Annotated in this window: 23 protein-coding genes; 14 read left to right on the forward strand and 9 right to left on the reverse strand. The window is 68.6% G+C overall.

Features of this window, described 5'->3' with window-relative positions:
• Positions 1–93: 93 nt before the first annotated feature.
• On the reverse strand, positions 94–1,092 hold the full coding sequence (locus JHN45_RS36035) for an inorganic phosphate transporter (protein WP_200714913.1): 999 nt from the start codon (positions 1,090–1,092) through the stop codon (positions 94–96).
• Between the two features lie 7 nt (positions 1,093–1,099).
• Positions 1,100–1,720: a DUF47 domain-containing protein gene (locus tag JHN45_RS36040; protein ID WP_026151758.1), complete on the reverse strand. Its 621-nt coding sequence runs from the start codon at positions 1,718–1,720 to the stop codon at positions 1,100–1,102.
• A gap of 206 nt (positions 1,721–1,926) precedes the next feature.
• On the opposite strand from JHN45_RS36040, the gene JHN45_RS36045 reads away from it, so the two are divergent.
• On the forward strand, positions 1,927–2,292 hold the full coding sequence (locus tag JHN45_RS36045) for a metal-sensitive transcriptional regulator (RefSeq protein WP_234469143.1): 366 nt from the start codon (positions 1,927–1,929) through the stop codon (positions 2,290–2,292).
• Between the two features lie 3 nt (positions 2,293–2,295).
• Here JHN45_RS36045 and JHN45_RS36050 read toward each other — a convergent pair whose 3' ends face one another.
• Complete coding sequence (locus JHN45_RS36050) at positions 2,296–2,475, reverse strand: hypothetical protein (protein WP_200714912.1); 180 nt, start codon at positions 2,473–2,475, stop codon at positions 2,296–2,298.
• A 105-nt stretch (positions 2,476–2,580) separates the two neighbouring features.
• A complete protein-coding gene (locus tag JHN45_RS36055) occupies positions 2,581–3,426 on the reverse strand; it encodes a hypothetical protein (protein WP_201053610.1) in 846 nt (281 codons plus the stop codon).
• Between the two features lie 410 nt (positions 3,427–3,836).
• Between JHN45_RS36055 and JHN45_RS36060 the strand changes: the two genes are divergently transcribed.
• A complete protein-coding gene (locus tag JHN45_RS36060) occupies positions 3,837–5,396 on the forward strand; it encodes an FAD-binding oxidoreductase (RefSeq protein WP_201053612.1) in 1,560 nt (519 codons plus the stop codon).
• 112 nt (positions 5,397–5,508) lie between these two features.
• Here the strand turns inward: JHN45_RS36060 and JHN45_RS36065 are convergent, their stop codons facing one another.
• From JHN45_RS36065 to JHN45_RS36075, 3 genes are all read right to left on the reverse strand, one after another.
• Positions 5,509–6,216, reverse strand: coding sequence for a phosphatase PAP2 family protein (locus JHN45_RS36065; RefSeq protein ID WP_200714909.1), 708 nt, complete (start codon positions 6,214–6,216; stop codon positions 5,509–5,511).
• A 167-nt stretch (positions 6,217–6,383) separates the two neighbouring features.
• Complete coding sequence (locus JHN45_RS36070; RefSeq protein WP_234469142.1) at positions 6,384–7,328, reverse strand: bifunctional lytic transglycosylase/C40 family peptidase; 945 nt, start codon at positions 7,326–7,328, stop codon at positions 6,384–6,386.
• Between the two features lie 183 nt (positions 7,329–7,511).
• On the reverse strand, positions 7,512–8,297 hold the full coding sequence (locus JHN45_RS36075) for a serine protease (protein ID WP_200714907.1): 786 nt from the start codon (positions 8,295–8,297) through the stop codon (positions 7,512–7,514).
• 188 nt (positions 8,298–8,485) lie between these two features.
• Between JHN45_RS36075 and JHN45_RS36080 the strand changes: the two genes are divergently transcribed.
• Positions 8,486–8,764 (forward strand): DUF397 domain-containing protein, encoded by a 279-nt coding sequence (locus JHN45_RS36080; protein ID WP_200714906.1) that lies wholly within the window; start codon positions 8,486–8,488, stop codon positions 8,762–8,764.
• Positions 8,757–9,140: a VOC family protein gene (locus JHN45_RS36085; RefSeq protein WP_201053614.1), complete on the forward strand. Its 384-nt coding sequence runs from the start codon at positions 8,757–8,759 to the stop codon at positions 9,138–9,140. Before JHN45_RS36080 ends, JHN45_RS36085 begins: the two co-directional genes overlap by 8 nt.
• Positions 9,141–9,153: 13 nt before the next feature.
• Here JHN45_RS36085 and JHN45_RS36090 read toward each other — a convergent pair whose 3' ends face one another.
• Positions 9,154–10,092, reverse strand: coding sequence for an oxidoreductase (locus JHN45_RS36090; RefSeq protein ID WP_200714904.1), 939 nt, complete (start codon positions 10,090–10,092; stop codon positions 9,154–9,156).
• A gap of 99 nt (positions 10,093–10,191) precedes the next feature.
• Between JHN45_RS36090 and JHN45_RS36095 the strand changes: the two genes are divergently transcribed.
• From JHN45_RS36095 to JHN45_RS36140, 10 genes are all read left to right on the forward strand, one after another.
• Positions 10,192–10,794: a TetR/AcrR family transcriptional regulator gene (locus tag JHN45_RS36095; protein ID WP_200714903.1), complete on the forward strand. Its 603-nt coding sequence runs from the start codon at positions 10,192–10,194 to the stop codon at positions 10,792–10,794.
• Between the two features lie 18 nt (positions 10,795–10,812).
• The gene (locus JHN45_RS36100) at positions 10,813–11,271 is read left to right on the forward strand and encodes a hypothetical protein (RefSeq protein ID WP_200714902.1); all 459 of its coding nucleotides are present in this window, start codon (positions 10,813–10,815) and stop codon (positions 11,269–11,271) included.
• A 291-nt stretch (positions 11,272–11,562) separates the two neighbouring features.
• Positions 11,563–12,927: a S53 family peptidase gene (locus JHN45_RS36105; RefSeq protein ID WP_200714901.1), complete on the forward strand. Its 1,365-nt coding sequence runs from the start codon at positions 11,563–11,565 to the stop codon at positions 12,925–12,927.
• Positions 12,928–13,269: 342 nt separating this feature from the next.
• Complete coding sequence (locus JHN45_RS36110) at positions 13,270–14,583, forward strand: S53 family peptidase (RefSeq protein ID WP_201053615.1); 1,314 nt, start codon at positions 13,270–13,272, stop codon at positions 14,581–14,583.
• Between the two features lie 384 nt (positions 14,584–14,967).
• The gene (locus JHN45_RS36115) at positions 14,968–15,276 is read left to right on the forward strand and encodes a hypothetical protein (RefSeq protein ID WP_014673544.1); all 309 of its coding nucleotides are present in this window, start codon (positions 14,968–14,970) and stop codon (positions 15,274–15,276) included.
• Positions 15,277–15,444: 168 nt separating this feature from the next.
• Complete coding sequence (locus JHN45_RS36120) at positions 15,445–16,284, forward strand: hypothetical protein (protein ID WP_201053617.1); 840 nt, start codon at positions 15,445–15,447, stop codon at positions 16,282–16,284.
• Positions 16,274–17,602, forward strand: a complete 1,329-nt coding sequence (locus tag JHN45_RS36125; protein ID WP_201053619.1) for a hypothetical protein — start codon at positions 16,274–16,276, stop codon at positions 17,600–17,602. The genes JHN45_RS36120 and JHN45_RS36125 overlap by 11 nt, the downstream gene beginning before the upstream one ends.
• Positions 17,599–19,158: an SCO6880 family protein gene (locus JHN45_RS36130; protein WP_200717512.1), complete on the forward strand. Its 1,560-nt coding sequence runs from the start codon at positions 17,599–17,601 to the stop codon at positions 19,156–19,158. The genes JHN45_RS36125 and JHN45_RS36130 overlap by 4 nt, the downstream gene beginning before the upstream one ends.
• A 7-nt stretch (positions 19,159–19,165) precedes the next feature.
• A complete protein-coding gene (locus JHN45_RS36135; RefSeq protein ID WP_019073677.1) occupies positions 19,166–20,599 on the forward strand; it encodes an ATP-binding protein in 1,434 nt (477 codons plus the stop codon).
• Positions 20,600–20,615: 16 nt separating this feature from the next.
• The gene (locus JHN45_RS36140) at positions 20,616–22,058 is read left to right on the forward strand and encodes a type VI secretion protein (RefSeq protein WP_201053621.1); all 1,443 of its coding nucleotides are present in this window, start codon (positions 20,616–20,618) and stop codon (positions 22,056–22,058) included.
• 25 nt (positions 22,059–22,083) lie between these two features.
• On the opposite strand, the gene JHN45_RS36145 is transcribed toward JHN45_RS36140, so the two are convergent.
• Positions 22,084–22,629 carry a GNAT family N-acetyltransferase gene (locus tag JHN45_RS36145; protein ID WP_200717733.1) on the reverse strand — a complete coding sequence of 182 codons (546 nt, stop codon included), beginning with the start codon at positions 22,627–22,629 and terminating at the stop codon, positions 22,084–22,086.
• Between the last annotated feature and the right edge of the window lie 38 nt (positions 22,630–22,667).

Below are 22,667 nucleotides of genomic sequence, written 5' to 3' on the forward strand. Positions count from 1 at the left end.
GGTGGGAAAAGGTCCCGGGCGTAGCCCGGGTGGTTGCCTTTACGGCACCGTCTCAACCCACCGAGTCGGGCGGGCGGGTGGGCAAAACCCCCGCTACAGAAACGCGAGGTTCACAACCCAGAACGAGCACGCAGCGACCACCGCAGCCGCCGGCATCGTAATGAACCACCCCATCACGATGTTCTTCGCAACACCCCACCGCACCGCGTTCACCCGCTTCGTCGCCCCGACCCCCATGATCGCCGAGGTGATCACATGCGTCGTGGAAACCGGCGCCTTGAAGAGATAAGCGGTCGTGAACATGATCGCCGCCCCCGTCGTCTCGGCGGCAAACCCCTGCGGCGGATCCAACTCGATGATCTTCCGCCCCAGCGTCCGCATGATCCGCCACCCACCCGCGTACGTCCCCAGCGACAGCATCAGCGCGCAGACGATCTTCACCCACACCGGGATCGGATCGCCGTAGGTCGAATGCCCGGAGATCACCAGGGCCATCACCACGACACCCATGGTCTTCTGCGCGTCCTGGAGCCCGTGCCCGAGAGCCATGCCGGCCGCGGAGACGGTCTGCGCGATCCGGAATCCCCGCTTCGCCTTGTGCGGATTGGCCTTCCGGAAGATCCACATGATCGCGGTCATCACCAGATAACCGGCGACGAGCCCGACGACCGGCGACACGAACATCGGGATGATGACCTTGTCGACGACCCCGTGCCAGATGACATCCGTACCGCCGGCCAGCGCGGCCCCCACCATCCCGCCGAACAGCGCGTGCGAGGACGAGGACGGCAGCCCGAAGTACCAGGTGATCAGGTTCCAGGTGATCGCACCGATCAGCGCGGCGAAGAGGATCCCCATCCCCTTCGACCCCTCGGGCGTCTCGATCAGCCCCTCACTCACCGTCTTGGCGACCCCGGAACCGAGAAACGCGCCCGCGAGATTCATGACCGCGGCCATCGCCAGCGCCGCACGCGGAGTCAGCGCCCGCGTCGAAACCGACGTAGCGATGGCGTTGGCGGAGTCGTGAAAACCGTTCGTGTACGTGAAAAAGAGCGCGACCAGAATGGTCACGACCAGAGCGAAGGTGTCCATGGAGAGGTCAGGACTCCTTGACGGCGATGGTCTCCACCGTGTTCGCCACGTGCTCGAACGCGTCCGCCGCCTCCTCCAGCACATCCACGATCTGCTTGAGTTTGAGCACCTCGATGGCCTCGTACTTGCCGTTGAAGAGCATGGCCAGCAGCTTGCGGTGGATCTGGTCGGCCTGGTTCTCCAGCCGGTTGACCTCGATCCAGTACTCGGTGAGGTTGTCCATCGTGCGCAGGTTCGGCATGGCCTCGGCAGTGAGCTCCGCCGCCCGCGCCAGTACCTCGATCTGCTGCTCGACGCCCTTGGGCAGTTCCTCCACGTTGTAGAGGACGACCAGGTCGACGGCCTCCTCCATGAAGTCCATGATGTCGTCGAGGCAGGAAGCGAGGTTGTAGATGTCCTCGCGGTCGAAGGGCGTGATGAAGGAGGAGTTCAACTGGTGGAAGATCGCGTGCGTGGCATCGTCACCGGCATGTTCAGCGGCCCGCATACGCTCTGCGATCTCGGCCCGGCCGGCGGTGTCCGCCCCGAGCAGTTCCATGAGGAGTTTCGAGCCCGTGACGATGTTGTCCGCGGACGCGGCGAACATGTCGTAGAAGCTCGTCTCCCTGGGGGTCAGACGAAAGCGCACAAGGGGTCCTCGGGATGCATCGGTTTCGGTCAGGCTGATGCTAAGTGCATCATCCGGCCACGGCTAATGGGCCGTCCCCCAGTGTCGCCCATCAGGCACAGTGATCCGCACGGGGGCGTACCAAGGGCCCTATACCCAGCAAAGTTCGTTACGATATACCCACTAGGGGTATATGTCTGGAGGACGTGATGGACGCGACGGACGCGATGACGACCACCGAGGCCGACGCGGCGGCAGCGCCCTCCGAACCGGCCAGCGGAACGGCCCACGAATCGCCTCAAGCACCGGTGACGCATGGTTACCACAAGCAGAAGGACGAGCACCTCAAGCGGCTGCGCCGGATCGAGGGCCAGATCCGCGGACTGCAGCGCATGGTCGACGAGGACGTCTACTGCATCGACATACTCACCCAGGTGTCCGCCTCCACGAAGGCCCTGCAGTCGTTCGCGCTGCAGCTCCTGGAGGAGCACCTGCGCCACTGCGTCGCCGACGCCGCCGTCAAGGGAGGCGCGGAGATCGACGCGAAGGTCGAAGAGGCGACAAAGGCGATCGCCCGACTTCTCCGTACCTAGTACCTACGGCCTGCTGGAGGCGTCCCGCTCCTCGGCCACCTTCAGCACCTCGTCGATGCTCTCCAGGCTGAGCCGGTCCTGGGCGGCCGAGGCCGCGATGATCAGGTCTCCGCACAGCTCGATCTCGGCGAGTGCCACGTGGTCCTGAACTGCCGTACCGCCGACCGGAGCCACGTGCGTCACCTCTTCTCTGCCGTCACCGACTTCCTAGAGTAGGGAGCGGTCTACACACCGCGCATGGCACGGACGGGCTAGTTCTCACACCGACTCGTCACCGATCGGATCAGGTCACTTCTCGGCGATCTGCCCGGCATAGATGTCCTTCGACGCCGGAAGCCGTACGTCCACGGGGGCCCCGAAGTCGTACAGCAGCGTCGTCGAGGCGACCGCCACGGTGCTGCGGCGCTGCCCGTTGACGAAGCTGAACCGCTGGCGGACCTTGCGGACGCGCCCCTGGTCGTCGAGGTAGACGTCGAAGGGCACCCGGGCGGTGGCGAACCCTTTCGCCGCCGACCGCAGAGCCGCCGCGTTCCCCTCCGAAGCGCTCCGCGCGGCGACGGAGAGATCGGCGACCCCCCGATAGTGACGCACCAGGGCCCCGGCCACCTCCGTCTTCCCCAGATACGTCGCCGCCGTCGTCCCGCGCAGCACCTCGGCGGCGGCGTACGGGTCGGTGGCCCCGCCGGTCACGAGGTTGCCGTCGGACAGCGTCCCGGTGTCGACCCGTACCCACTTGTCGGCGGGCACCCCGGCACCCCGGTTCTTCATGAACAGGGCGCCTGGCGCGAGGAGTTCGGTGATCGGCCGGTGCTCGCTGGCCCCGGCCGGGTCCTGCGGCAACTGCACGGTGAGTCGGCCCAGTTGGCGGCGGAAGTCGTAGCCGCCCGCGCCGCGGATGGTCACGCGGGTGCCGCCGGTGGCCATCTCCATGGACGTACGGGCCTGTGAACTCCCCGCCGCGACAAGGGTGTCGGCCGCGCGCCGCACCACCGCGACCGCGTCCCCGCCACCGCGCGCGTCCGCCGTGGCCGCCCCGTCGCCACCGCCGCACCCACCGGCCCCGACACAGACCCCGACCACGAGTCCCGCCGCGACCACCGCCCCACCGGTGCGCCTGCGCTGCCGCTCCTCCATCGCTGCCGTACCCCCGGTACGTCGTCACGGGCCCCCTGTCGCCCCGCCTAACGAGCGGGCAGGTGGCCCCGTCACGCGGATCCGGGCCGGGTACAACGACTTCCGGCCGCCATACGAACCCTTTACGGAACCTCGGTAACGTTGTCGGAGTGGCACAGCAGGACAGCCTGGCGGCTCCCCCCGAACATCCGGAACACCGCACGACACTCGTCGAGCAGGGACCTTTCTGCTTCGGCCGGTGCGTGTGCGGCTGGCGCGGTCCTGCGAGACGGGCGAGAAGCCAGGCCAGAACGGACGCCGCGGGGCACCTGTCTGTTCCGAACCCGTCTGTTCCGAACCCGTGACATGAGCGCGAGAACTTGTGGGGCGCCGGACGTATCTCATCTCACGGAATCCCCACAGGAGGCGAAATGGAACGGCGTACGTTCATAGGCGGCGGCGCGGCCGCGATAGCGGCGGTGGCCACGGCCGGATGCAGCGGCGGCAGCCTGGGCATCGGCAGTGGTGACACGTCCACCGTGGCCAACGCCGCCAAGACGACCGGCACCGGCAGGCTGCCCGCCGCCGCGGCCAACTGGACCGCCCTCGCCCGGGACCTGGACGGCACCCTGGTCCGCCCCGGCGACGCCTCCTGGAAGACGGCCCACCAGCTCTACAACACCCGCTTCGACAACCTGAAGCCGGCCGCGGTGGCCTATGTCGCGAACGCCGACGACATCCGCTCCGTCCTCTCCTACGCCCGCGCCCACAGCATCAAGGTCGCGATCCGCAACGGCGGCCACTCCTACGCCGGTTGGTCCTCCGGCGACAACCGGCTGATCGTCGACGTGTCGAAGCTGAACAAGATCCGCGCGAGCGGTTCCACCGCGGTCGTCGGCGCAGGCTCGAAGCTCATCGACGTGTACCGGAGTCTCGCCGCGAAGGGCGTGACCATCCCCGCCGGCTCCTGCCCCACGGTCGGCGTCTCCGGCCTCACCCTCGGCGGCGGCCACGGCGTGGTCTCCCGGGCGTACGGCCTGACCTGCGACAGCCTCACCCAGGCCACCCTGATCACCGCCGACGGCAAGCAGCTGATCGCCAACGCGAGCGAGAACAAGGACCTGTTCTGGGCGCTGCGCGGCGCCGGCAACGGCAACTTCGGCGTCGTCACCGAGCTGCAGTTCAAGACCCACCCCGCGCCCCAGGCCGTATCGGGCTACCTGACCTGGCCGTCGTCGATGGCGGCGGCCGTGGTGAAGGCCTGGCAGGAGTGGGGCCCCGACCAGCCCGACGAGATCTGGTCGTCCTGCCACCTCTCGAACACACCCGGCGGCACCCCCAAGGTCTCCGTCGCCGCCTTCTCCCTCGGCACCTACAACGAACTCCAGAACGCGGTCGACAAGCTGGCCCACCTGGTCGGCGGCAACGCGTCGAGCGTCTCGCTCAGGCGGCACACGTACGAGGAGTCGATGAACGCCTACGCGGGCTGCTCGTCCTTCTCGACGGACGCCCAGTGCCACCTCCCGGGTACGACCCCGGGCCGCAACCCGCAGGGCGCCCTGTCCAGGGAGACCTACACCGGCCGCTCCGACTTCTTCGACCGCTCGATATCCGACGCGGGCATCCAGACGATGCTGGCGCAGATGCGATCGGTCAGCGGCAACGGCGACATCGCGCTGACAGCCCTGGGCGGCGCGGTCAACCGCGTCTCCCCCACGGCGACGGCCTTCGTGCACCGCCGCTCCCGCATGCTGGCCCAGTACCTCGTCTCCTGGCCGGCCGGCACCGCGGGCGCGGCCGCCCAGTCCTGGCTGACCCGCTTCCACACCGCCATGAAGCCGTACGCCTCCGGCGCCGCCTACCAGAACTACACCGACCCCACCCTCACCAACTGGCGCAAGGCGTACTACGGCGACGCGGCAACCCGCCTGACGACGTTGAAGAAGCAGTACGACCCGAATCACTTCTTCAGCTACCCACAGGGCTTGTAAGCAGGCAGTTCTGCAGGGCGCCCCTCAGGGGCGCGGGGCTGTGTCTATGTGCGGCTCCGCCGCGTGGGCGCGCCCAGCCCCCACGCGCCTACAGACGACAAAGCACCCACGCTTACGCAGCCAGGTCCCGTTCCTCAGTCCCCGAAGTCTCCGACCGCGCCCCCGGGATCACCGCGTCCCGGGCCAACCGACGCGCAGCACCGGACCGCACCAACCACGCACCCCACGCCGACCCCTCAACCGCCTTCAGCACAGGCGTAAGCAGCGCCATCGCCAGCGGGGACAGCAGAAGAGCCACAGCCGTCCCGAGCGCGAACCCACCGATCACGTCGGTCGGATAGTGCACGCCCATATAGACCCGGCAGAACCCCTCCACCAGCGCGAGCCCGATCCCCAGCAGCCCGAACCGCCGGTTCGCGACGAACAGCGCGACGCCCATCGCCATGGTGATCGTGGCGTGATCACTCACGAAGGAGTAGTCGGTCTTCCCGGGGACGAGGACGTCGATGCCGGTGTGGTCGAGGAAGGGGCGGGGCCGCTCCACGAACCCGCGGATGGGCACGTTCACAAGTACGGCGATCGCCGCGGCCAGCGGAGTCCAGACGAGCGCGGCGACGGACTGGGCGGCGTCCTCGTCGGCTCGCCGCCGCACGGACCACCAGCACCACACCACGAGCAGCACCATGGCGACGAGCAGTCCGTACTCACCGACGAACTCCACGACCCGGTCGAGCCAGTGCGGCGCGTCCTTGGCGAGGCCATTGATGTCGTAGAGCAGATCGACGTCGGGGTTCGACCCGGATTCGGCGAGTACAGCCATGGTGCTGCGGCTCCTTCGTCGTCGTTCCGGGCGCACCTCTCGTGCGCATTACTGCAACAGGAACGCACGGCCTCACTTGATACGTTCCACACTCCACCGAATGATCACTCAGACGTTATCGAAGAGAGACTCATCGCCGCAGCTCAGGGGGTGGGTTCACGCTCGGTTCACACCGTCGTGGGGAGCGCTTTCGCGCCATCTTCGGTGACTCTGGTGGCGCCGAAGTAATCAGGGGTGTCAATAGGGTCGAAACGGATCACAGCACCCGTCCGGGGCGCGTCGATCATGTATCCGCCGCCGACATAAATCCCCACATGCCGGATGGCGCGGGAATTGGTGAGGTCGTCCGAGAAGAACACCAGATCTCCCGGCAGCAATTCGGCCCGCTGGGGATGCGGTCCCGCGTTGTACTGGTCGTTCGCAACGCGTGGCAGCGTAATGCCCGCGCTCTCGAACGCGGCCTTGGTCAGCCCCGAGCAGTCGAAGCGCCCGTCCTGGTCGGCGGTGCCGTTCCCGCCCCACAGATAGGGGGTGCCGAGCTTGCTCTGGGCGTAGGTGATGGCGGTGGCGGCCTGCTGGGAGGGGTCGACCCGGCTGACGGGCGCGGCGAAGCTCTGCTCCAGGGACGTGATCGTCTTCACGTAGTTCCTGGTCTCCGCGTACGGCGGCACACCCTGGTACTTGATGACGGCGTACGCGCCCGCGTTGTACGAGGCGAGCATGTTCTCGGTCTGGTTGCCCGGCACGCTCTTCACATCGGCGGCGAGCTGGCAGTCGTAGGTCGCCGCGGACGGAATCGCGTCGTTCGGGTCCCATACGTTGCGGACGCCGTCGCCGTTGCCGTCGATGCCGTGCGTGGCCCAGGTGCCGGGGATGAACTGCGCTATTCCCTCGGCCTTCGCGGGGCTCTTCGCGTTCGGGTTGAAGCCGCTCTCCTGGTAGAGCTGGGCGGCGAGCAGTGCGGGGTTGAGGGCGGAGCAGAGGTTGCCCCATTTCTGCACGAGTGACGAATAGGCCGCCGGTACCGCGCCCTTGGCGAGCGAGACGCTGCCGCCGCCGGCTCCGTTGACGAGGTTCCCGGCGACGAGGTAGACCCCGACGACGAGCAGCATCACGAAGCTGAGCCCGAGCCCGGCCGCGACCCCACCGATCACCCATACTTTTCGCACGGCTCAACCCTCCCCCATGTCAGCCCTGTTCAAGGCCATTTCGGGGCAGGGTGGCGGCATTTCGCTGTGTTTCCGCCGGATGTGACGCGTATTCAGCGAGCGGAGCGGGAGGTGCGGCGGCCCTTATTACGGGTCGCTCGTGGCGTCCTTGTACAACTCGGCCGCTTCTTTCCCGAGCACGACACTGTAGGAGATATCGGGCGTCAGTCCGCCCTGTTCGTGTCCGCCGATGACGCCCACGACCTGCTGGTCGCCGTTCACCCAGGGGCTGCCGCTGGTGCCGCCGGTGAAGCCCGGGCAGTCGATGCGCTGCTGGGTGGCGCTGTGCTGGGTGGGCTTGTTGGTGCAGGTGATGGGCTGGTCGGTCGCGGAGGGGTAGCCGGTGATGGTCACGGCGGTGGCCCCGGTGGCCATCCCGGTGGCGAACCGGTCGGCGCCGACCACGTCCTCGATGTTCTTACCATCCACCTCTGCGACCGTGGCGAAGCCGATGTCGCTGTCCTCGGCCTGCCCCTGGTTCCACCCGTCCGGCAGGATCCGCCGTACGACCTTCCACACCCCGTACGGCGCCCTGCCGTCCCGGTAGCCGGGTACGAACACGTCGCCGGGGTCGCCGTCCAGGCAGTGGGCCGCGCTGACGATGAGGTTGTGCCCGGCGCTGTGCACCACGGACGCGGTGCAGTGGTGGCCGCCGGCCAGGCTGGTGGCATGGGCCGCGCCGAACAGGGCTCCGACGCGGAGGCTCTCCTTGTTCACCTCGGTCACGGTGGTCACGCCGAAGGGCCCGGGGCCGTCGTCGGCGGTCGCCACGGACGCCGAGGTCAGGGCCAGCGTCACCACGGCGACGAACAGCGCGTACCGGCGGTTGCCCGCGAGGCGAGCGGAACGGGAGATGCGTGAGCTGCGCTTCATCGGCCCCCACTTTGTCCCACGAAGGTGAGAAAGGACGTCGACGTTTGCTGAGATTTCGCTGTGAACGGCTCGTGCAATGACTCGTTCGGCGCTTCGTTCGGCGGTCAGTCCACCGTACTGTCCTCCCGTCTCTTCTGCCCCCTGAGCGATACTCGATGCCGCCCCGGCTCCAGAAAGAGGAATCTCCCGTGTCCGACATCCCGCCCGACCTCACCTGGGAACGCGCCGCCCCGCCGGACGCCACCGGACCCGGCCCCTGGATCGAGATCGCCTTCGGCGCGGGGGACGACGGCGAGGCCCCGGTCTACATCCGCGAGACCAGCGACCCGGAGAACGTGGTCACCACCAACCGCCGCAAGTGGGACGCCTTCGTACTGGGCGTCCAGGCAGGCGAGTTCGACCACTTCGTGGAAGGTGTGGAGGGCGTGGAGGAAGCAACCACTCCTGAAAACGGGCCAGATGCATAGAACCCGCGTCTTCGCCCTGCTGATCGACACCCCGGGGCCGGAGGCCGCCGCCGCGGCGGCCTTCTGGTCGGCGGCCCTCGGCGCCCCCGCCGCACCGGTCCCCTCGGAGGAGCAGTTCACCAGCCTGCACGAGGCAATCCCCGGTCTGGTGACGGCGGTTCAGGCGGTCGACGATCCCAACCCGCGCTTCCACATCGACATCGAGACCGACGACGTGGAGGCGGAGACCGCCCGCCTGCTCGCGCTGGGCGCGACCCCGGTCTCCCGCTGGCTGGAGTGCCGCACCCTGCGCGCGCCCGGCGGCCACCTCCTGTGCGTCCTGCCGGTGCACAGCGACCCGGCCGTCTTCAACGCCGAGGCACGCAGCTGGAGTTGAGCCCACCTGACTGTTACGCCACGGCCCCCACCGAGAACCGCACCCCGGTGAGCTCCTCCGAAGCCGTCCACAGCCGCCCCGCCGCCTGCACGTCACTCGCCTCGGGGCTGCGCCCCACCAGCGTCGGCGCCCCGCGCATCTCGCCCAGTCCGCTCGGGCCGACGTAGCTCGCGCCCGGCAGGTCCTGGGTCGCCGCGTAGAGCGTCGGCAGGGCGCCGCCCTTGTCGTCCTGGGCCAGGACCCTGTTGCCCACGGCCATCAGCGCGCGGCCGACCGGGTTCGCCGTATGGCTCTGGAGGTTGGTCGCCGCCCAGCCCGGGTGGGCCGCCAGCGCCCGGACGCGTGAGCCCGAGGCGGCCAGCCTGCGCTGGAGTTCGAGCGTGAACAGCAGGTTGGCCAGCTTGGACTGGGAGTAGGCGCGCTGGGGGCCGTAGATCCCGTCGAGGTTCAGGTTCTCGAAGTGGATGTAGCCGTCGCCCATCCTGTGCGCTCCGGAGGAGACGGTCACCACGCGGTCGGTGATGTACGGGAGCAGCAGGTTCGTGAGGGCGAAGTGGCCCAGGTGGTTGGTGCCGAACTGCGTCTCGAAGCCGTCCCGGGTGCGCCCCTCGGGGAGCATCATCACGCCCGCGTTGTTGATGAGCAGGTCCAGCGGGCCGTCCCACGCCTCGCCGAACTCCCGCACGGACGCCAGGTCCGCGAGGTCCAGCCGCCGCACCTCGGTGCTGCCGCCCACCTTCGCCGCCGCGGCCCGCCCGCGCTCCGGGTCCCGTACGGCGAACACGACGTGCGCGCCCGCGCGGGCCAGCTCGGCTGCGGCCGCGAAGCCGATACCGCTGTTGGCGCCGGTGACGACCGCCGTCCGGCCGGAGAGATCGGGGATCCGGCTCGCGTCCCACTTGGCGGCCTTGCCGGGGCCCTTGCCACTGATGGTCTTGTCCGTGTTGTCCATGCTCCCCAATGTAGGCAACGACTACAATGCTGTCAATGACAACAATGATGTCGGCAGCAACAATGCTGCCGCCGTCTACATCGGGATACGATGGTTCGCATGCCTGTACGCCCCTATCACCACGGAGACCTGCGCTCAGCCCTGCTCGCGAGCGCGGAGCGCACCCTGCTGGAGAAGGGCGTCGCGGCCCTGTCCCTGCGTGAGCTCGCCCGGGACATCGGGGTCAGCCATGCCGCCCCCGGCCGCCACTTCAAGGACAAGCAGGCCCTCGTCGACGCGCTGGCCCTGTCCGGCTTCGAGCGCATGGCCCGGCTGCTGAACGACACCGACGACGCGCAGGCACCACTGGAGGACCGCCTCGTCGCGCTGGCGAAGGCCTACGTCCACTTCGCCGCGTCCAACGCCGAGCTGCTCGAGGTCATGTACACCCGCAAGCACGACCCGGACATCTCCGAGCAGCTGATCGCGGCCGTGGAGAGCACGACGGTCCCGTTCGTGCGGATCATCTCCGACGCCCAGGAGCGCGGTGAGATCGTCCCCGGCGACGCCTGGACGGTGAGCCTGGTGGTCGGCGCCGCCCTGCACGGCACGGCCTCCTTCGCGGCCCAGGGCACCCTCACCCCGGAGGCCGCGGTCGCCGGCATCCCGACGCTCGTCCACCATCTGCTGAACGGCCTCAAGCCCCGCGAGAGCGAGCGGTGAACGAGCAGTGAGCGAGCAGTGAGCGACAACTACTTGACGGTGATCCCGGCCGACCCGCACTGGCACCCCGACCGCGCCGCCGCGAACCACGCCACAGCCGCCCTGTCCGCCCTGCTCCCCGACGCCGACGCCCGCCGCGGCCTGTCGGCCCGGTGGCACGACACCGTCGAGATGGTCCACTGCGGCGCGAACCTGAAGACGGTCCACTGCCCGCACTGCGGCGCGGACTCCGACGGCTGGTGGGGCGAGGCCGTCCAGGAGCGCTACGACGAGGACTTCGCCACCCTCCTGGTCACGGTCCCCTGCTGCGGCGCCGAGACATCGCTCAACGACCTCGTCTACGACTGGCCGATGGGCTTCGCGAGCTTCAGGATCGAAGTCCTGTACCCGAACCGGGGATGGCTCACCGAGGACGAACTGGCCTCCGTCACCACCGCGTTCGGCCACCCCCTGCGCCAGATCCTCGCCCACTTCTAGCCCACTTCCAGCGCACTTCCAGCACCCCTCTCCGACGCGGGTCAACGCGCGTCACGCTGTGGATTTTCCGTGGAGAGAGTCAAGCCCGGGCCATTGCCGTGCCATCCCGGCGCCATTGATCAGCAATCCCCCAACCCCCTTGAGTAACGCGGAAGTCAGAACTCCGGAACCCTTCTTGTTGTCACGTACTCAACAAGGGAAGGTCGTCACGGGCCGCCGCCCCCACCGGGAACCTCACCGGTGGATCCCCCACCCGCAGGCCTCTGCCCACCTCTCTCTGGAGGCTGTACGTTGCGTACGTCACCCCCAAACTCCCCCCACATACGCGGCAACTGGCGAAGAATCGGTTCTGCCGCCGCCGCGACCGCCGCGCTCCTGATCGCCGGCCTCGGCACCGCGGCCCACGCGAGCGCCACCACCACCACCTCACACAAAGTGAGCGCCAAGACGATCGCCGCACAGGTCGCCAAGGCCCACGTCCAGTACGAGAAGGCCGCCTGCGGCGCCACCCCGAAGAAGGGCTTCGCCGCGTGTAACGCACTGCGTGTCACCGGCGGCACCACCGCCTTCATGGAGAAGCAGGCCGCCCTGAAGGGCGTCACGCCCAAGACCATCTCCCCGAAGGCCGCCACCGACGACCCCACCGGCTACGGCCCCTCGGACATCCAGTCCGCCTACGGCCTCGCCGACGCGGCCGCCGACAACGGCTCCGGCCAGACCGTCGCGATCGTCGACGCCTACGACGACCCGAACGCCGCCGCCGACCTCGCGACCTACCGCTCGTACTACGGCCTCTCGGCCTGCACGGTCGCCAACGGCTGCTTCAAGAAGGTCAGCCAGACCGGCTCGACGACTTCCCTCCCCTCCGCCGACAGCGGCTGGGCCGGCGAGGAGTCCCTCGACCTCGACATGGTCAGCGCGACCTGCCCGAACTGCAACATCCTCCTGGTCGAGGCCAAGTCCGCGAGCGACGCCAACCTCGGCACCGCGGTGAACGAGGCCGTCAAGCTGGGCGCCAAGTTCGTCTCCAACTCCTACGGCGGCTCGGAGTCCTCCTCCGACACGACGTACGACACCTCGTACTACAAGCACCCGGGCGTCGCGATCACCGCGAGCGCGGGCGACGAGGCCTACGGCGCCGAGTACCCGGCCGGCTCGCGCTACGTCACCGCCGTGGGCGGCACCAAGCTCTCCACCTCCTCCAACTCCCGTGGCTGGACCGAGAGCGTCTGGAAGACCAGCAGCACCGAGGGCACCGGCTCCGGCTGCTCGGCGTACGACGCCAAGCCCACCTGGCAGACCGACGCCACCTGCACCAAGCGCATGATCTCCGACGTCTCCGCCGTCGCCGACCCCGCCACCGGCGTCTCGGTCTACGACACCTACGGCGCCGACGGCACCGGCTGGGGCACCTACGGCGGCACCAGCGCCTCGTCCCCGATCATCGCCTCGGTCTACGCCCTGGCCGGCACCCCCGGCAGCAGCGACTACCCGGCCTCCTACCCCTACGCGGCAGCCGGCACCTCCGCCCTGAACGACGTGACCAGCGGCAACAACGGCACCTGCTCCACGTCGTACTACTGCACCGCGAAGTCGGGCTACGACGGCCCGACCGGCTGGGGCACCCCGGAGGGCGTCTCCGCCTTCACCGGCTGAGGCACTCCCGCAGAGCCTCCCCGTCGGGTCACGGGGAGCCGCCGGCAGAGGGGGACGTGGGGTCCCCTCGGCGGAGCAAATGGCAACGGGCCGCGGCAACCAGCCGCGGCCCGTTCGCCGTCTCCCAGGCCCCTGGCAGTCCCCAACTCCCATGAAAAACCTGTGGGTTTGGTAAAGAGCCAGACCCTGTTCGGTAAGCCGGAAGTCAGGATTCCAGCAGCCTCTTGTTGTCGCGTACTCAACAAGAGATGGTCATCGCGGGCCGCCCCCCACCGCCGGGGAAACCGCACCGGCGACACGCACCCGCACCGCCCCTGTTCCACCGACTCAGGAGGCTGCACCTTGCGTACCACGACCCCCAACTCCCCCCACACGCACGGTAGATGGCGCCGCATAGGGTCCGCCGCCGTAGCCACCGCCGCACTCGTCTTCACCGGCCTCGGCACCGCCGTACAGGCCGACGCGGCAGCCGGCGCCACCACCTCCACCGCGGTGACCTACGCCGCGACCCCCTGTGCGACCCCCAAGCACACGGGCGATCTCACCTGCAAGTCCTACCGCGTCACCGGCGGCCTCACCGCCTTCCAGAAGATGCAGGCCGCGAAGACCGGCATCACCCCCAAGGCCGCCGACGCGACAACCCCCTCCGGCTACAGCCCGACCAACCTCCGCTCGGCCTACGGCCTCACCTCCGCCGCCGCCTCCAACGGCTCCGGCGAGACCATCGCGATCGTCGACGCCTACAACGACCCCAACGCCGAGGCCGACCTCGCGACCTACCGCTCGTACTACGGCCTCTCGGCCTGCACCACGGCCAACGGCTGCTTCAAGAAGGTCAGCCAGACGGGTTCGACGACCTCGCTGCCTTCCAGCGACGCGGGTTGGTCCGAGGAGATCTCCCTCGACCTCGACATGGCGAGCGCGATCTGCCCGCTGTGCAACATCACCCTCGTCGAGGCCACCAGCGCCAGCTACGCCAACCTCGGCACGGCGGAGAACGAGGCCGTGACCCTGGGCGCCAAGTTCGTGTCGAACTCCTACGGCGGCTCGGAGTCCTCGTCCCAGACGTCGTACGACACCTCGTACTACAACCACCCGGGCGTGGCCATCACCGTCTCCTCCGGTGACAGCGCCTACGGCGCCGAGTACCCGGCGACCTCCCGGTACGTGACGGCCGTCGGCGGCACCAAGCTCTCCACCTCCTCCACCACCCGCGGCTGGACCGAGGCCGTCTGGCGCACCTCCAGCACCGAGGGCACCGGCTCCGGCTGCTCCGCCTACGACGCCAAGCCCACCTGGCAGACCGACACCGGCTGCACCAAGCGCATGGAGTCCGACGTCTCCGCCGTCGCCGACCCCGCCACCGGCGTCTCGGTCTACGACTCCTACGGCGTCACCGCCGGCTGGTACACCTTCGGCGGCACCAGCGTCTCCGCCCCGATCATCGCCGGCGTCTACGCCCTCGCCGGCACCCCGGCCAGCGGCACCTACCCGGCGCAGTACCCCTACGACTACGCGGGCACCTCGTCCCTCAACGACGTGACGAGCGGCTACAACGGCTCCTGCACCACGGCCTACTTCTGCACCGCCGAGACCGGCTACGACGGCCCGACCGGCTGGGGCACCCCGGAAGGCATCTCGGCCTTCGCGAACTAAGGCCGACCGAGCGCACCCCCACTCTGTTCGGCTCTGATCTGATCCACAGTCACATGTCATGCCACCGTGGGTCGTGGGGGCCACACGTGGCATGAGAGAACGGGCCGCGGCATCCAGCCGCGGCCCGTTCATCATGAGAACATCAGCACGAGCAACTCGATAATCAGGGGCTAACGACCGAACCACGCACAGGTTCCGCCCAGGCCTCGTTGCCCGGCGTTACCTACCGTGATACACAGAGTGACCGTACGTAGTATTCGTACGAAACTCGCCAACCAATGACGCCAAGTCGACATACGTCGGCGGCATTGTCGGCGACAATGATGCCTGACCTCTGCGCACCTGCAGGGGATGCGGAACTACCCACCAGGGGCGGTGACTTACATGCTCTTTGCGGCCGACAAGGGAGACATCAACACCATCATCGGCGGGATCGCTCCGGACTGGGGCCCCTTCGGCAGCCTGGGCAACGAGGCCAAGGTGATGATCGAGGTGGTGATGGCGGTCGCCATCCTGCTCTGTCTCGGAATCGCCGTATGGGGTGCGGCCAAACAGCGCATCGGCGCGACGGCGCTCCGCGACACGTTCAGCGCGGAACAGGGCAAGGGCCTCATCATCGCCGGGCTGACCGGGGTCTTCATCATCGGCTCCCTAGGCACCCTCTTCACGATCGTGTACGGCATGGCCGTATAGCCGCCGGACTCGACCGCCTCACTCCCCACCCCACCCGCCCGTCGCGCCCACCGGCTGAGGTTGCGTTTCCCTGATGTCGAGTCACCACACCGCGCCCGCGCGGGAACCAGCACGGCTACCGTCGTACTTCCAGATGTTTCTGGACGACGGCGAAGGGGCGTACCCGGCATGAGTTCCGGAGACGAGCACGAGACCTCCGGCGGTTACGGCGGCACCGGCCAGACCCGCACCCGCTACCCCCAGACCGCGGGCGACGTCTACGGCGGCGCCCGCAGAGGCGGCCGGTCCTCCTCCAGAAGCCTGGTGACGGTCGTCGGAGTAGTCGTCCTCCTCATCGCAGCCATCGCCTTCGCGAACCGCGGCGACGGCACATCATCGTCGAACTCCGAAAGCACCAACAGCGGTTCACAACCGGACTCGGCCTCGACGGCGGCGAGCGGGACCAAGCCGGTGGAGACGAAGACCGGGGGGATTCCCTCCGGGTTCGCGCGCACCCGACAAGGAGCGCAGTCGGCGGCGGCGAACTACTCCGTGGCGCTGGGTTCGACCGGCATGTTCCAGAAGGAAATCCGGCACACCCTGGTGAACTCTCTCTACACCGCCGGTGCCGCGGGCAAGTTGACGGCTCCGATGGACCGGGCCTACTCGGCCGACTTCCTCAGCAAACTGGGCCTGGACGCCAACGGCAACGCACCGACCGGCAGCACGTTCGTCTCCCGGGTGATCCCGGTGGGCACGACCGCCCAGCAGTACAGCGACACCAGCGCGAAGGTCGCCGTCTGGTACGTGGGACTCCTGGGCATGGCCGGGCAGACCTCGACCGACCCCGTCACGACCTCCTGGAAGACCTGGACCTTCGACCTCCAGTGGTCCGACGGCGACTGGAAGATCGCCACGGACTCCCAGAAGGACGGCCCAGCCCCGGTACCCGGCGACGACACGGCCGCCACCTCGGACGAGATCAGCAAGGCCATCGACGAGTACGGAGGGTTCACGTATGCCCGGTAACCCGCAACGCGTGCTCCGGCTCGCCGGAATCGTGACGACCGTACAGACGTCGCTGGTGCTGCTGGCCACCCATGCCGTCGCTGCGACCCCCAGCCCGTCCACCTCACCGTCGGCCTCCCCGTCCCCGAGCGTCGACTGCAGCGCCATCGTCGGCGAGGCCAAGAAGTACTGCGAACGCGGCAACGCCGGCAGCGGTTCCACCAGCACCCCCAGTGTCACCGACAGCACGGACCCCCTCTCCTCCCTCGCCAAAGGCTGCGCCGAAGCCGCCTCCTGGACGATCGACAAGCTCAGCGACGCCGTCAAGGACACCGCGAACGTCGACTTCACGAACAACAGGTTCCTTCAGCAGTACGCAGTCGTCTTCGCCGCGTCCACCATCCTCACCCTCCTCCTGTGGCTCCTCGCGGTAGCGAAGCGCGCGGTCCGAGGTGTCCCCCTCACCACCGCGATCTCCGAGGCCGTCGGCTTCCTCTGGCTCACCGTCATCGCCTCCGCGTTCACACCCCTGATCCTGTACACAGTCGTCTCCGCCACGGACGGCGTCACGGACGTCCTCGCGAAGACGACCGGCAACCAGACCGACACCTTCTTCGGCACCTTCTCCGGCGCCCTCGCCAAGGGCGACAACATCGGAGGCGGCCCGATCATGCTGATCGTCGTCTCCCTGGTCAGCATCCTCGCCGCCGGCGTCCTCTGGCTGGAGCTCGTCATCCGCGCCGCCCTCCTCTACGTCGGCGCCCTCCTCGGCACCGTCGTCTACGCGGGCCTCGTCGACAAGAACCTGTGGGGCCACGTCCGCCGCTGGGCGGGCATCATGATCGCGGTGATCCTGGTGAAACCGGTCATCGTCATCGTGCTCGGCCTCGCCGGCGCGCTGTCCTCCGCCGACGGCCCGGACTCGTTCTCCGCCGTCGTCTCCGGCCTCGCCATCATCCTGCTGGCCATCTTCGCCAGCGCGATGATCTACCGCTTCGTCCCCGGCTTCGGCGACGAGATCGCCAACGGCCGCAACAACCGCATCATGCAGGGCGCCGAGGGCAAGGCCGCCGCGGTCATCAGCTCCCCGGCCACCATGGTCGCCCAGGGCATCAAGACCCACAGCGCCCGCACGAACGACGGCGGAGGCGGCGGCCAGTCCTCCGGCGGCGCCCGCCCGTCCAACCCGGTCTCCGGCGGCGTGGCCGCCCACAGCAGCCGCCCCTCGGGCGGCGGCGGAGCAGTCCCCACCTCCGCGCCCCCGCCCCGCCAGAGCCCGGCGAACACCCCGCACGCCAGCAACGCCCGCAACAACCGCACGGGAGGTGAAGGGCGTTGACGACAGAGTCCCACCTGTCCCATCCGATCACGCCCCGCCGGACATATCTGATCGGCCGGGCACGGCCGAACGCGATCGTCGGCAAGAATCGTGAGACCGGCGAGATCGCGCTCATCATCGTGGGCGCGTTCCTCGGCATGATGTGCGGGCTCCTCGTCCCGGTCCTGTCCCTCCGCATCGTGCTGCTGACGGGCTTCCCGATGCTGGCGCTGATGGCGGTCTACGTGCCGTACAAGCGCCGTACGTTCTACAAGTGGTTCGAGATCAACCGCAGTTACAAGCGCACCCTGCGCAACGGCACGGCGTACCGCTCCTCCGTCATGGAGGCCGGTGTCCACCTCGACGGCCGCGAGGTGGAGATCGGCCCGCCTCCGGGGATCGGCCGCATCAACTGGCTGGCCGCCCCCTTCGGCCCGGACGAGATCGCCGTACTCCTGCACGCCGACCGCCGTACGGTCACCGCCGCGATCGAGATCGAGGGCCCGGGCGTCGGCCTGCGCGACAGCGAGGACCAGGAGGCCCTCGTCGACCGCTTCGGCACCCTCCTCAAGCATGTGGCGAACGGCGACGGCTTCGTCACCCGCCTCCAGATGCTCGCCCGCACCCTCCCCGCCGACCCGGACGCCCACGCCAAGGACGTCGCCCAGCGCGGCGACGAGAAGTCACTGACGTGGCTGCAACAGTCGTACGACCAGCTGCAGTCGATGGTGTCCACCAGCAGCGAGCAGCACCGCGCCTACCTCGTCGCGTGCATGCACTTCAACCGCGAACTCTCCGCCGAGGCCCACGCGATGGCCCGCGCCTCCCGCCCCCAGGCGGGCCGCAAGCTCGACCGGGACGCGGGGCTCGCGGTCGTCATGGCGCGTGAACTCACCGACATCTGCTCGCGGTTGCAGGAGGCGGACATCCGCGTACGGCAGCCGCTCGGGCAGGGCAGGCTCGCCTCGCTCATCCACTCCATGTACGACCCGGACCACCCCATCGACCACATCCAGGCGATGACGAAGCGCAACGCCTGGCCGGCCGAACTCGACGCCATGGAACCGACGTTCCTCCAGGCGAAGACCCGCGAGTCGTCCACCCGCGAACCGTGGTGCCACGCCACGGCCTGGGTGAAGGAGTGGCCGATGACCCCGGTAGGAGTCAACTTCCTGGCGCCCCTTCTCGTCCACACCCCGGACGTCATCCGCACGGTCGCCGTCACGATGGACCTCGAACCCACCGAGGTCGCCATCGAGCGCATGCTGACCGAGAAGACCAACGACGAGGCCGACGCCTCCCGCGCCGCCAAGATGAACCGCACCGTCGACCCCCGCGACGTCGCCGCCCACGGCCGTATGGACCAGCGCGGCGAGGACCTGGCGAGCGGCGCGGCCGGCGTGAACCTGGTCGGCTACATCACCGTCTCCTCCCGCAATCCGGAGGCCCTCGCGCGCGACAAACGCACGATAAGGGCGTCCGCCGGCAAGTCGTATCTGAAGCTGGAGTGGTGCGACCGCGAGCACCACCGCGCGTTTGTGAACACACTGCCGTTCGCCACCGGCATCCGGAGGTAGGGCTCAGATGCGGGATCCGCTGTCCGTCCTCACCGACGCCTTCACGTCCTTCCTCTTCGGAAAGATCGAGTCCACCCGCCTCCCGGTCCGCACCTCGACGGGCCAGGCCCAGGCGGTCTATCTCCCCACGGCCGCCCCCGGGTTGGGCGACTCGGGCGTCATCATCGGCCGCGAGGTCTACTCCGGCAAGGGCTACATCTACGACCCCTTCCAGCTCTACGGCCAGCAACTCCCCGCCCCCCACTGGCTGGTGCTCGGCGAGTCCGGCAACGGCAAGTCGGCCCTGGAGAAGACGTACGTCCTACGCCAACTCCGCTTCCGCGACCGCCAGGTCGTCGTCCTGGACGCCCAGGGCGAGGACGGCGTCGGCGAATGGAACCTGATCGCGGAGGAGTTGGGGATAACCCCCATCCGCCTGGACCCAACAGCCGCCCTGGACATGGGAATCCGCCTCAACCCCCTCGACCCCGCGATCACGACGACAGGCCAACTCGCCCTGCTCCGAACGATCATCGAGGTGGCGATGGGCCACGGCCTCGACGAACGCTCGGGCTTCGCGCTGAAGGTGGCGCACGCCTACGTCAACGAGACGATCGTCGACCGCCAGCCCGTCCTCATGGACATCGTCGAGCAACTACGGCACCCGGAACCGGAGTCGGCCGAGGCGATGAACGTCGCCATAGACGACGTACGCGCCTGGGGCCTGGACGTGGCCCTCGTCATCGACCGCCTGGTCGACGGCGACCTCCGAGGCATGTTCGACGGACCGACGACGGTGGGCATCGACCTCGACGCCCCGCTCATCGTCTTCGACCTGTCCCACATCGACCGCAACTCCATCGCCATGCCCATCCTGATGGCCATCGTCGGCGTCTGGCTGGAACACACCTGGATCCGCCCCGACCGGAAGAAGCGCATCTTCCTCGTCGAGGAGGCCTGGCACATCATCAACAGCCCCTTCGTGGCCCAACTCTTCCAGCGCCTGCTGAAGTTCGGCCGCCGACTGGGCCTGTCGTTCGTGGCGGTGGTCCACCACCTGTCGGACGTGGTGGACGGAGCGGCGGCGAAGGAGGCAGCGGCGATTTTGAAGATGGCCTCGACGCGAACGATCTACGCCCAGAAGGCGGACGAAGCACGCGCAACGGGCCGGGTGTTGGGGCTACCACGCTGGGCGGTGGAGATCATCCCGACCCTCACCCCCGGCATCGCGGTGTGGGACGTCAACGGCAATGTCCAGGTGGTCAAACACCTCATCACCGAGACGGAACGCCCGCTCGTCTTCACCGACCGCGCGATGACCCAGTCCTCCCGCGACCACGACCGCGAACTGACCGACGACGCCCTGCGCGCAGCCGAGTTGGAGGCGGAGGAACGCGCGGCGGCCTTCATGGAACAGCACTTGAGCGATCTCGACGGCTCCTCCGAGTCCACGGTGGCGTGAGAGGCGAAGAGGCGAGATGAGACCGAACGACGAACGGGAACGAGAACGGGAACGCCGAGGAGGCATCCCCGACGGCCTGTTGATCGGTCTGCTCGCCTTCCTCCTCGGCATGACCCTGCTGGTGTGGTCGGCCGCGGGCCTGGCAGCCCTGTTCTCCAAGGGCGCCTGGCCCACGGGCGTCACCTTCGCCCGCACTCCCCTGGCCATGCGCCACCTGATCGGCCAGCCGCACGACATCACCGGCGCCTGGCCGGAGACCCCACCCGCCCAACTCTCCGGCTACGGCCTCTTCTGGGGCCTGTTCATCGGCCAGTTGATGGTCCTGTTCGTCCTGACCGTCTTCACGATGGGCACGGTGGCGAGATGGCGGGCGGTACGGGCGAGGGGCCGAACCGCGGTACAGTCACCGGAAGTTCAGGAAGTACCGGCACCGAGACCGGAGCCACAGCCGACGCCCGTCATCGAACAGACGCCGAGCGCACCGCCGCTCGCCTCGGCCTCAGCTTCTCCGATGAACGGTGAACGGGTGGGTAGGTGGGAAAGGCTTTTCGTGGCACCGCCGGAAAGCCGCCAAACAACCGCAACCCAAGCCGTACGGGACGCGGAAGGCCCCGCCCTCGTCGTCACGTCAAACCCCACCATCTGGCAGGACACCAAGGACGCTCGAGCCAAACTCGGCCCGGTCCTCCTCTACGACCCCACCCACCTCTGCGACACCCCGGCCCGCCTCCACTGGTCCCCCACCACCGGCTGCGAGGACAAACAGACCGCGGTGAGACGAGCCGCCGCCCTCCTCGCCCCCGTAAAACCCACCGCGAAGATCGACCAGGCGGTGGCGGACACCGCCGAAACACTCCTCCGCAGCTATCTGCACGCCGCCGCGATCGACGGCCGCACCATCCGCCACGTCCACCGCTGGTCCCAGGGCACCCAGATCCAGGACGCCGTACGAACCCTCCGTACAAACCCCAAGGCGGCCCCCGGCGCGGCAGGCGAACTCGAAGCCGCGCTCACCTCCCACCCCGAACGCCGGGACATCGCCCAGGAGTTGACGAGCCGCGCACTGTCCTCCCTCTTCACGGTCAACATCCGCGAAGCCTGCACACCCAACAGAACTGACGCGCTCTCCTTGGATTCCTTCGCGAACGAAGGGGGCACGCTTTATCTGGTAGGTGAATCCATCGAGGACCCCCGTACGAACCCGGGTGCGATGCCTCTGCTCACCGCCCTCGCATCAAGCGTGGTCGAGCGCGGCCGGCACATGGCCGAACGGTCATCGGCCGGTCGCCTCGACCCACCAATGACGCTCGTCCTGGACGACGTCGCCGCGGTCGCCCCGCTCCCCCAACTCCCCGACCTCCTGGCCACCGGAGCCGACCGCGGCCTGCCCACCCTGGCCCTCCTCCGCTCCCGGGAACAGGCCAGGGCCCGCTGGCCGCACCACGAACTGCCGGTGTAGCACCAGGACTTACGGCACTCCACGGCTACGGCCGCTCGAACTCCATCTCCAGCTCCCGCTCGTCCGCTTTGCCGGACAGCGGCACGACGACTCCCGTGGGCACGAAGCCGACCTTGCCGTAGAACCGTCGCGCCCGTTCGTTGTCCTCGTGCACGATGAGCCGCACCCGCTCGACACCGCGTCCCCAGGCCCACTCCAGGGCCGCGTCGAACAGCACCTCGGTCAGTCCGATGCCCCGGACCTCCGGGCGTACGAACACCCCGACGATGTGCCCCTGCTTCCGCTCGACCGCGAAGCCGGCCCAGTCGACGGTCCCGGCCTCCTCAAGAAGCACGGTCACCGTCCCGACCCACTCGCCGTCCGGCCCCTCGGCAATGATCTGCTGAGCCTTTTCAGCACCTTCGGCGGCCCCTACGGCCCGCTCCTGGTAGAAGGAGTCCGGCTGGGCCTTCGCCGCCTCGTAGGTCTCCATGAAGGCGAGATGCGCGACGGGATCCTGCAGGGCGACAAGCCGCAGTTCCTTCATCGCGGCCCACTCGTCGGCACGTATCGAACGGATCTTGTAGTTCATGTCTGCCACGGTAGCCGAAACGCAGAAAACCCCTGTAC

Source organism: Streptomyces sp. MBT53, from assembly GCF_016654115.1.
Lineage (GTDB): Bacteria > Actinomycetota > Actinomycetes > Streptomycetales > Streptomycetaceae > Streptomyces.

Excerpts from the sequence above, each read along its gene's own strand:
- JHN45_RS36035 (WP_200714913.1), bottom strand. The coding sequence starts at position 1,092 with ATGGACACCTTCGCTCTGGTCGTGACCATTCTGGTCGCGCTCTTTTTC.
- JHN45_RS36045 (WP_234469143.1), top strand. The coding sequence starts at position 1,927 with ATGACGACCACCGAGGCCGACGCGGCGGCAGCGCCCTCCGAACCGGCC.
- JHN45_RS36055 (WP_201053610.1), bottom strand. The coding sequence starts at position 3,426 with ATGGAGGAGCGGCAGCGCAGGCGCACCGGTGGGGCGGTGGTCGCGGCG.
- JHN45_RS36060 (WP_201053612.1), top strand. The coding sequence starts at position 3,837 with ATGGAACGGCGTACGTTCATAGGCGGCGGCGCGGCCGCGATAGCGGCG.
- JHN45_RS36065 (WP_200714909.1), bottom strand. The coding sequence starts at position 6,216 with ATGGCTGTACTCGCCGAATCCGGGTCGAACCCCGACGTCGATCTGCTC.
- JHN45_RS36070 (WP_234469142.1), bottom strand. The coding sequence starts at position 7,328 with ATGCTGCTCGTCGTCGGGGTCTACCTCGTCGCCGGGAACCTCGTCAAC.
- JHN45_RS36075 (WP_200714907.1), bottom strand. The coding sequence starts at position 8,297 with ATGAAGCGCAGCTCACGCATCTCCCGTTCCGCTCGCCTCGCGGGCAAC.
- JHN45_RS36085 (WP_201053614.1), top strand. The coding sequence starts at position 8,757 with ATGCATAGAACCCGCGTCTTCGCCCTGCTGATCGACACCCCGGGGCCG.
- JHN45_RS36090 (WP_200714904.1), bottom strand. The coding sequence starts at position 10,092 with ATGGACAACACGGACAAGACCATCAGTGGCAAGGGCCCCGGCAAGGCC.
- JHN45_RS36095 (WP_200714903.1), top strand. The coding sequence starts at position 10,192 with ATGCCTGTACGCCCCTATCACCACGGAGACCTGCGCTCAGCCCTGCTC.
- JHN45_RS36115 (WP_014673544.1), top strand. The coding sequence starts at position 14,968 with ATGCTCTTTGCGGCCGACAAGGGAGACATCAACACCATCATCGGCGGG.
- JHN45_RS36120 (WP_201053617.1), top strand. The coding sequence starts at position 15,445 with ATGAGTTCCGGAGACGAGCACGAGACCTCCGGCGGTTACGGCGGCACC.
- JHN45_RS36125 (WP_201053619.1), top strand. The coding sequence starts at position 16,274 with ATGCCCGGTAACCCGCAACGCGTGCTCCGGCTCGCCGGAATCGTGACG.
- JHN45_RS36135 (WP_019073677.1), top strand. The coding sequence starts at position 19,166 with ATGCGGGATCCGCTGTCCGTCCTCACCGACGCCTTCACGTCCTTCCTC.
- JHN45_RS36140 (WP_201053621.1), top strand. The coding sequence starts at position 20,616 with ATGAGACCGAACGACGAACGGGAACGAGAACGGGAACGCCGAGGAGGC.
- JHN45_RS36145 (WP_200717733.1), bottom strand. The coding sequence starts at position 22,629 with ATGAACTACAAGATCCGTTCGATACGTGCCGACGAGTGGGCCGCGATG.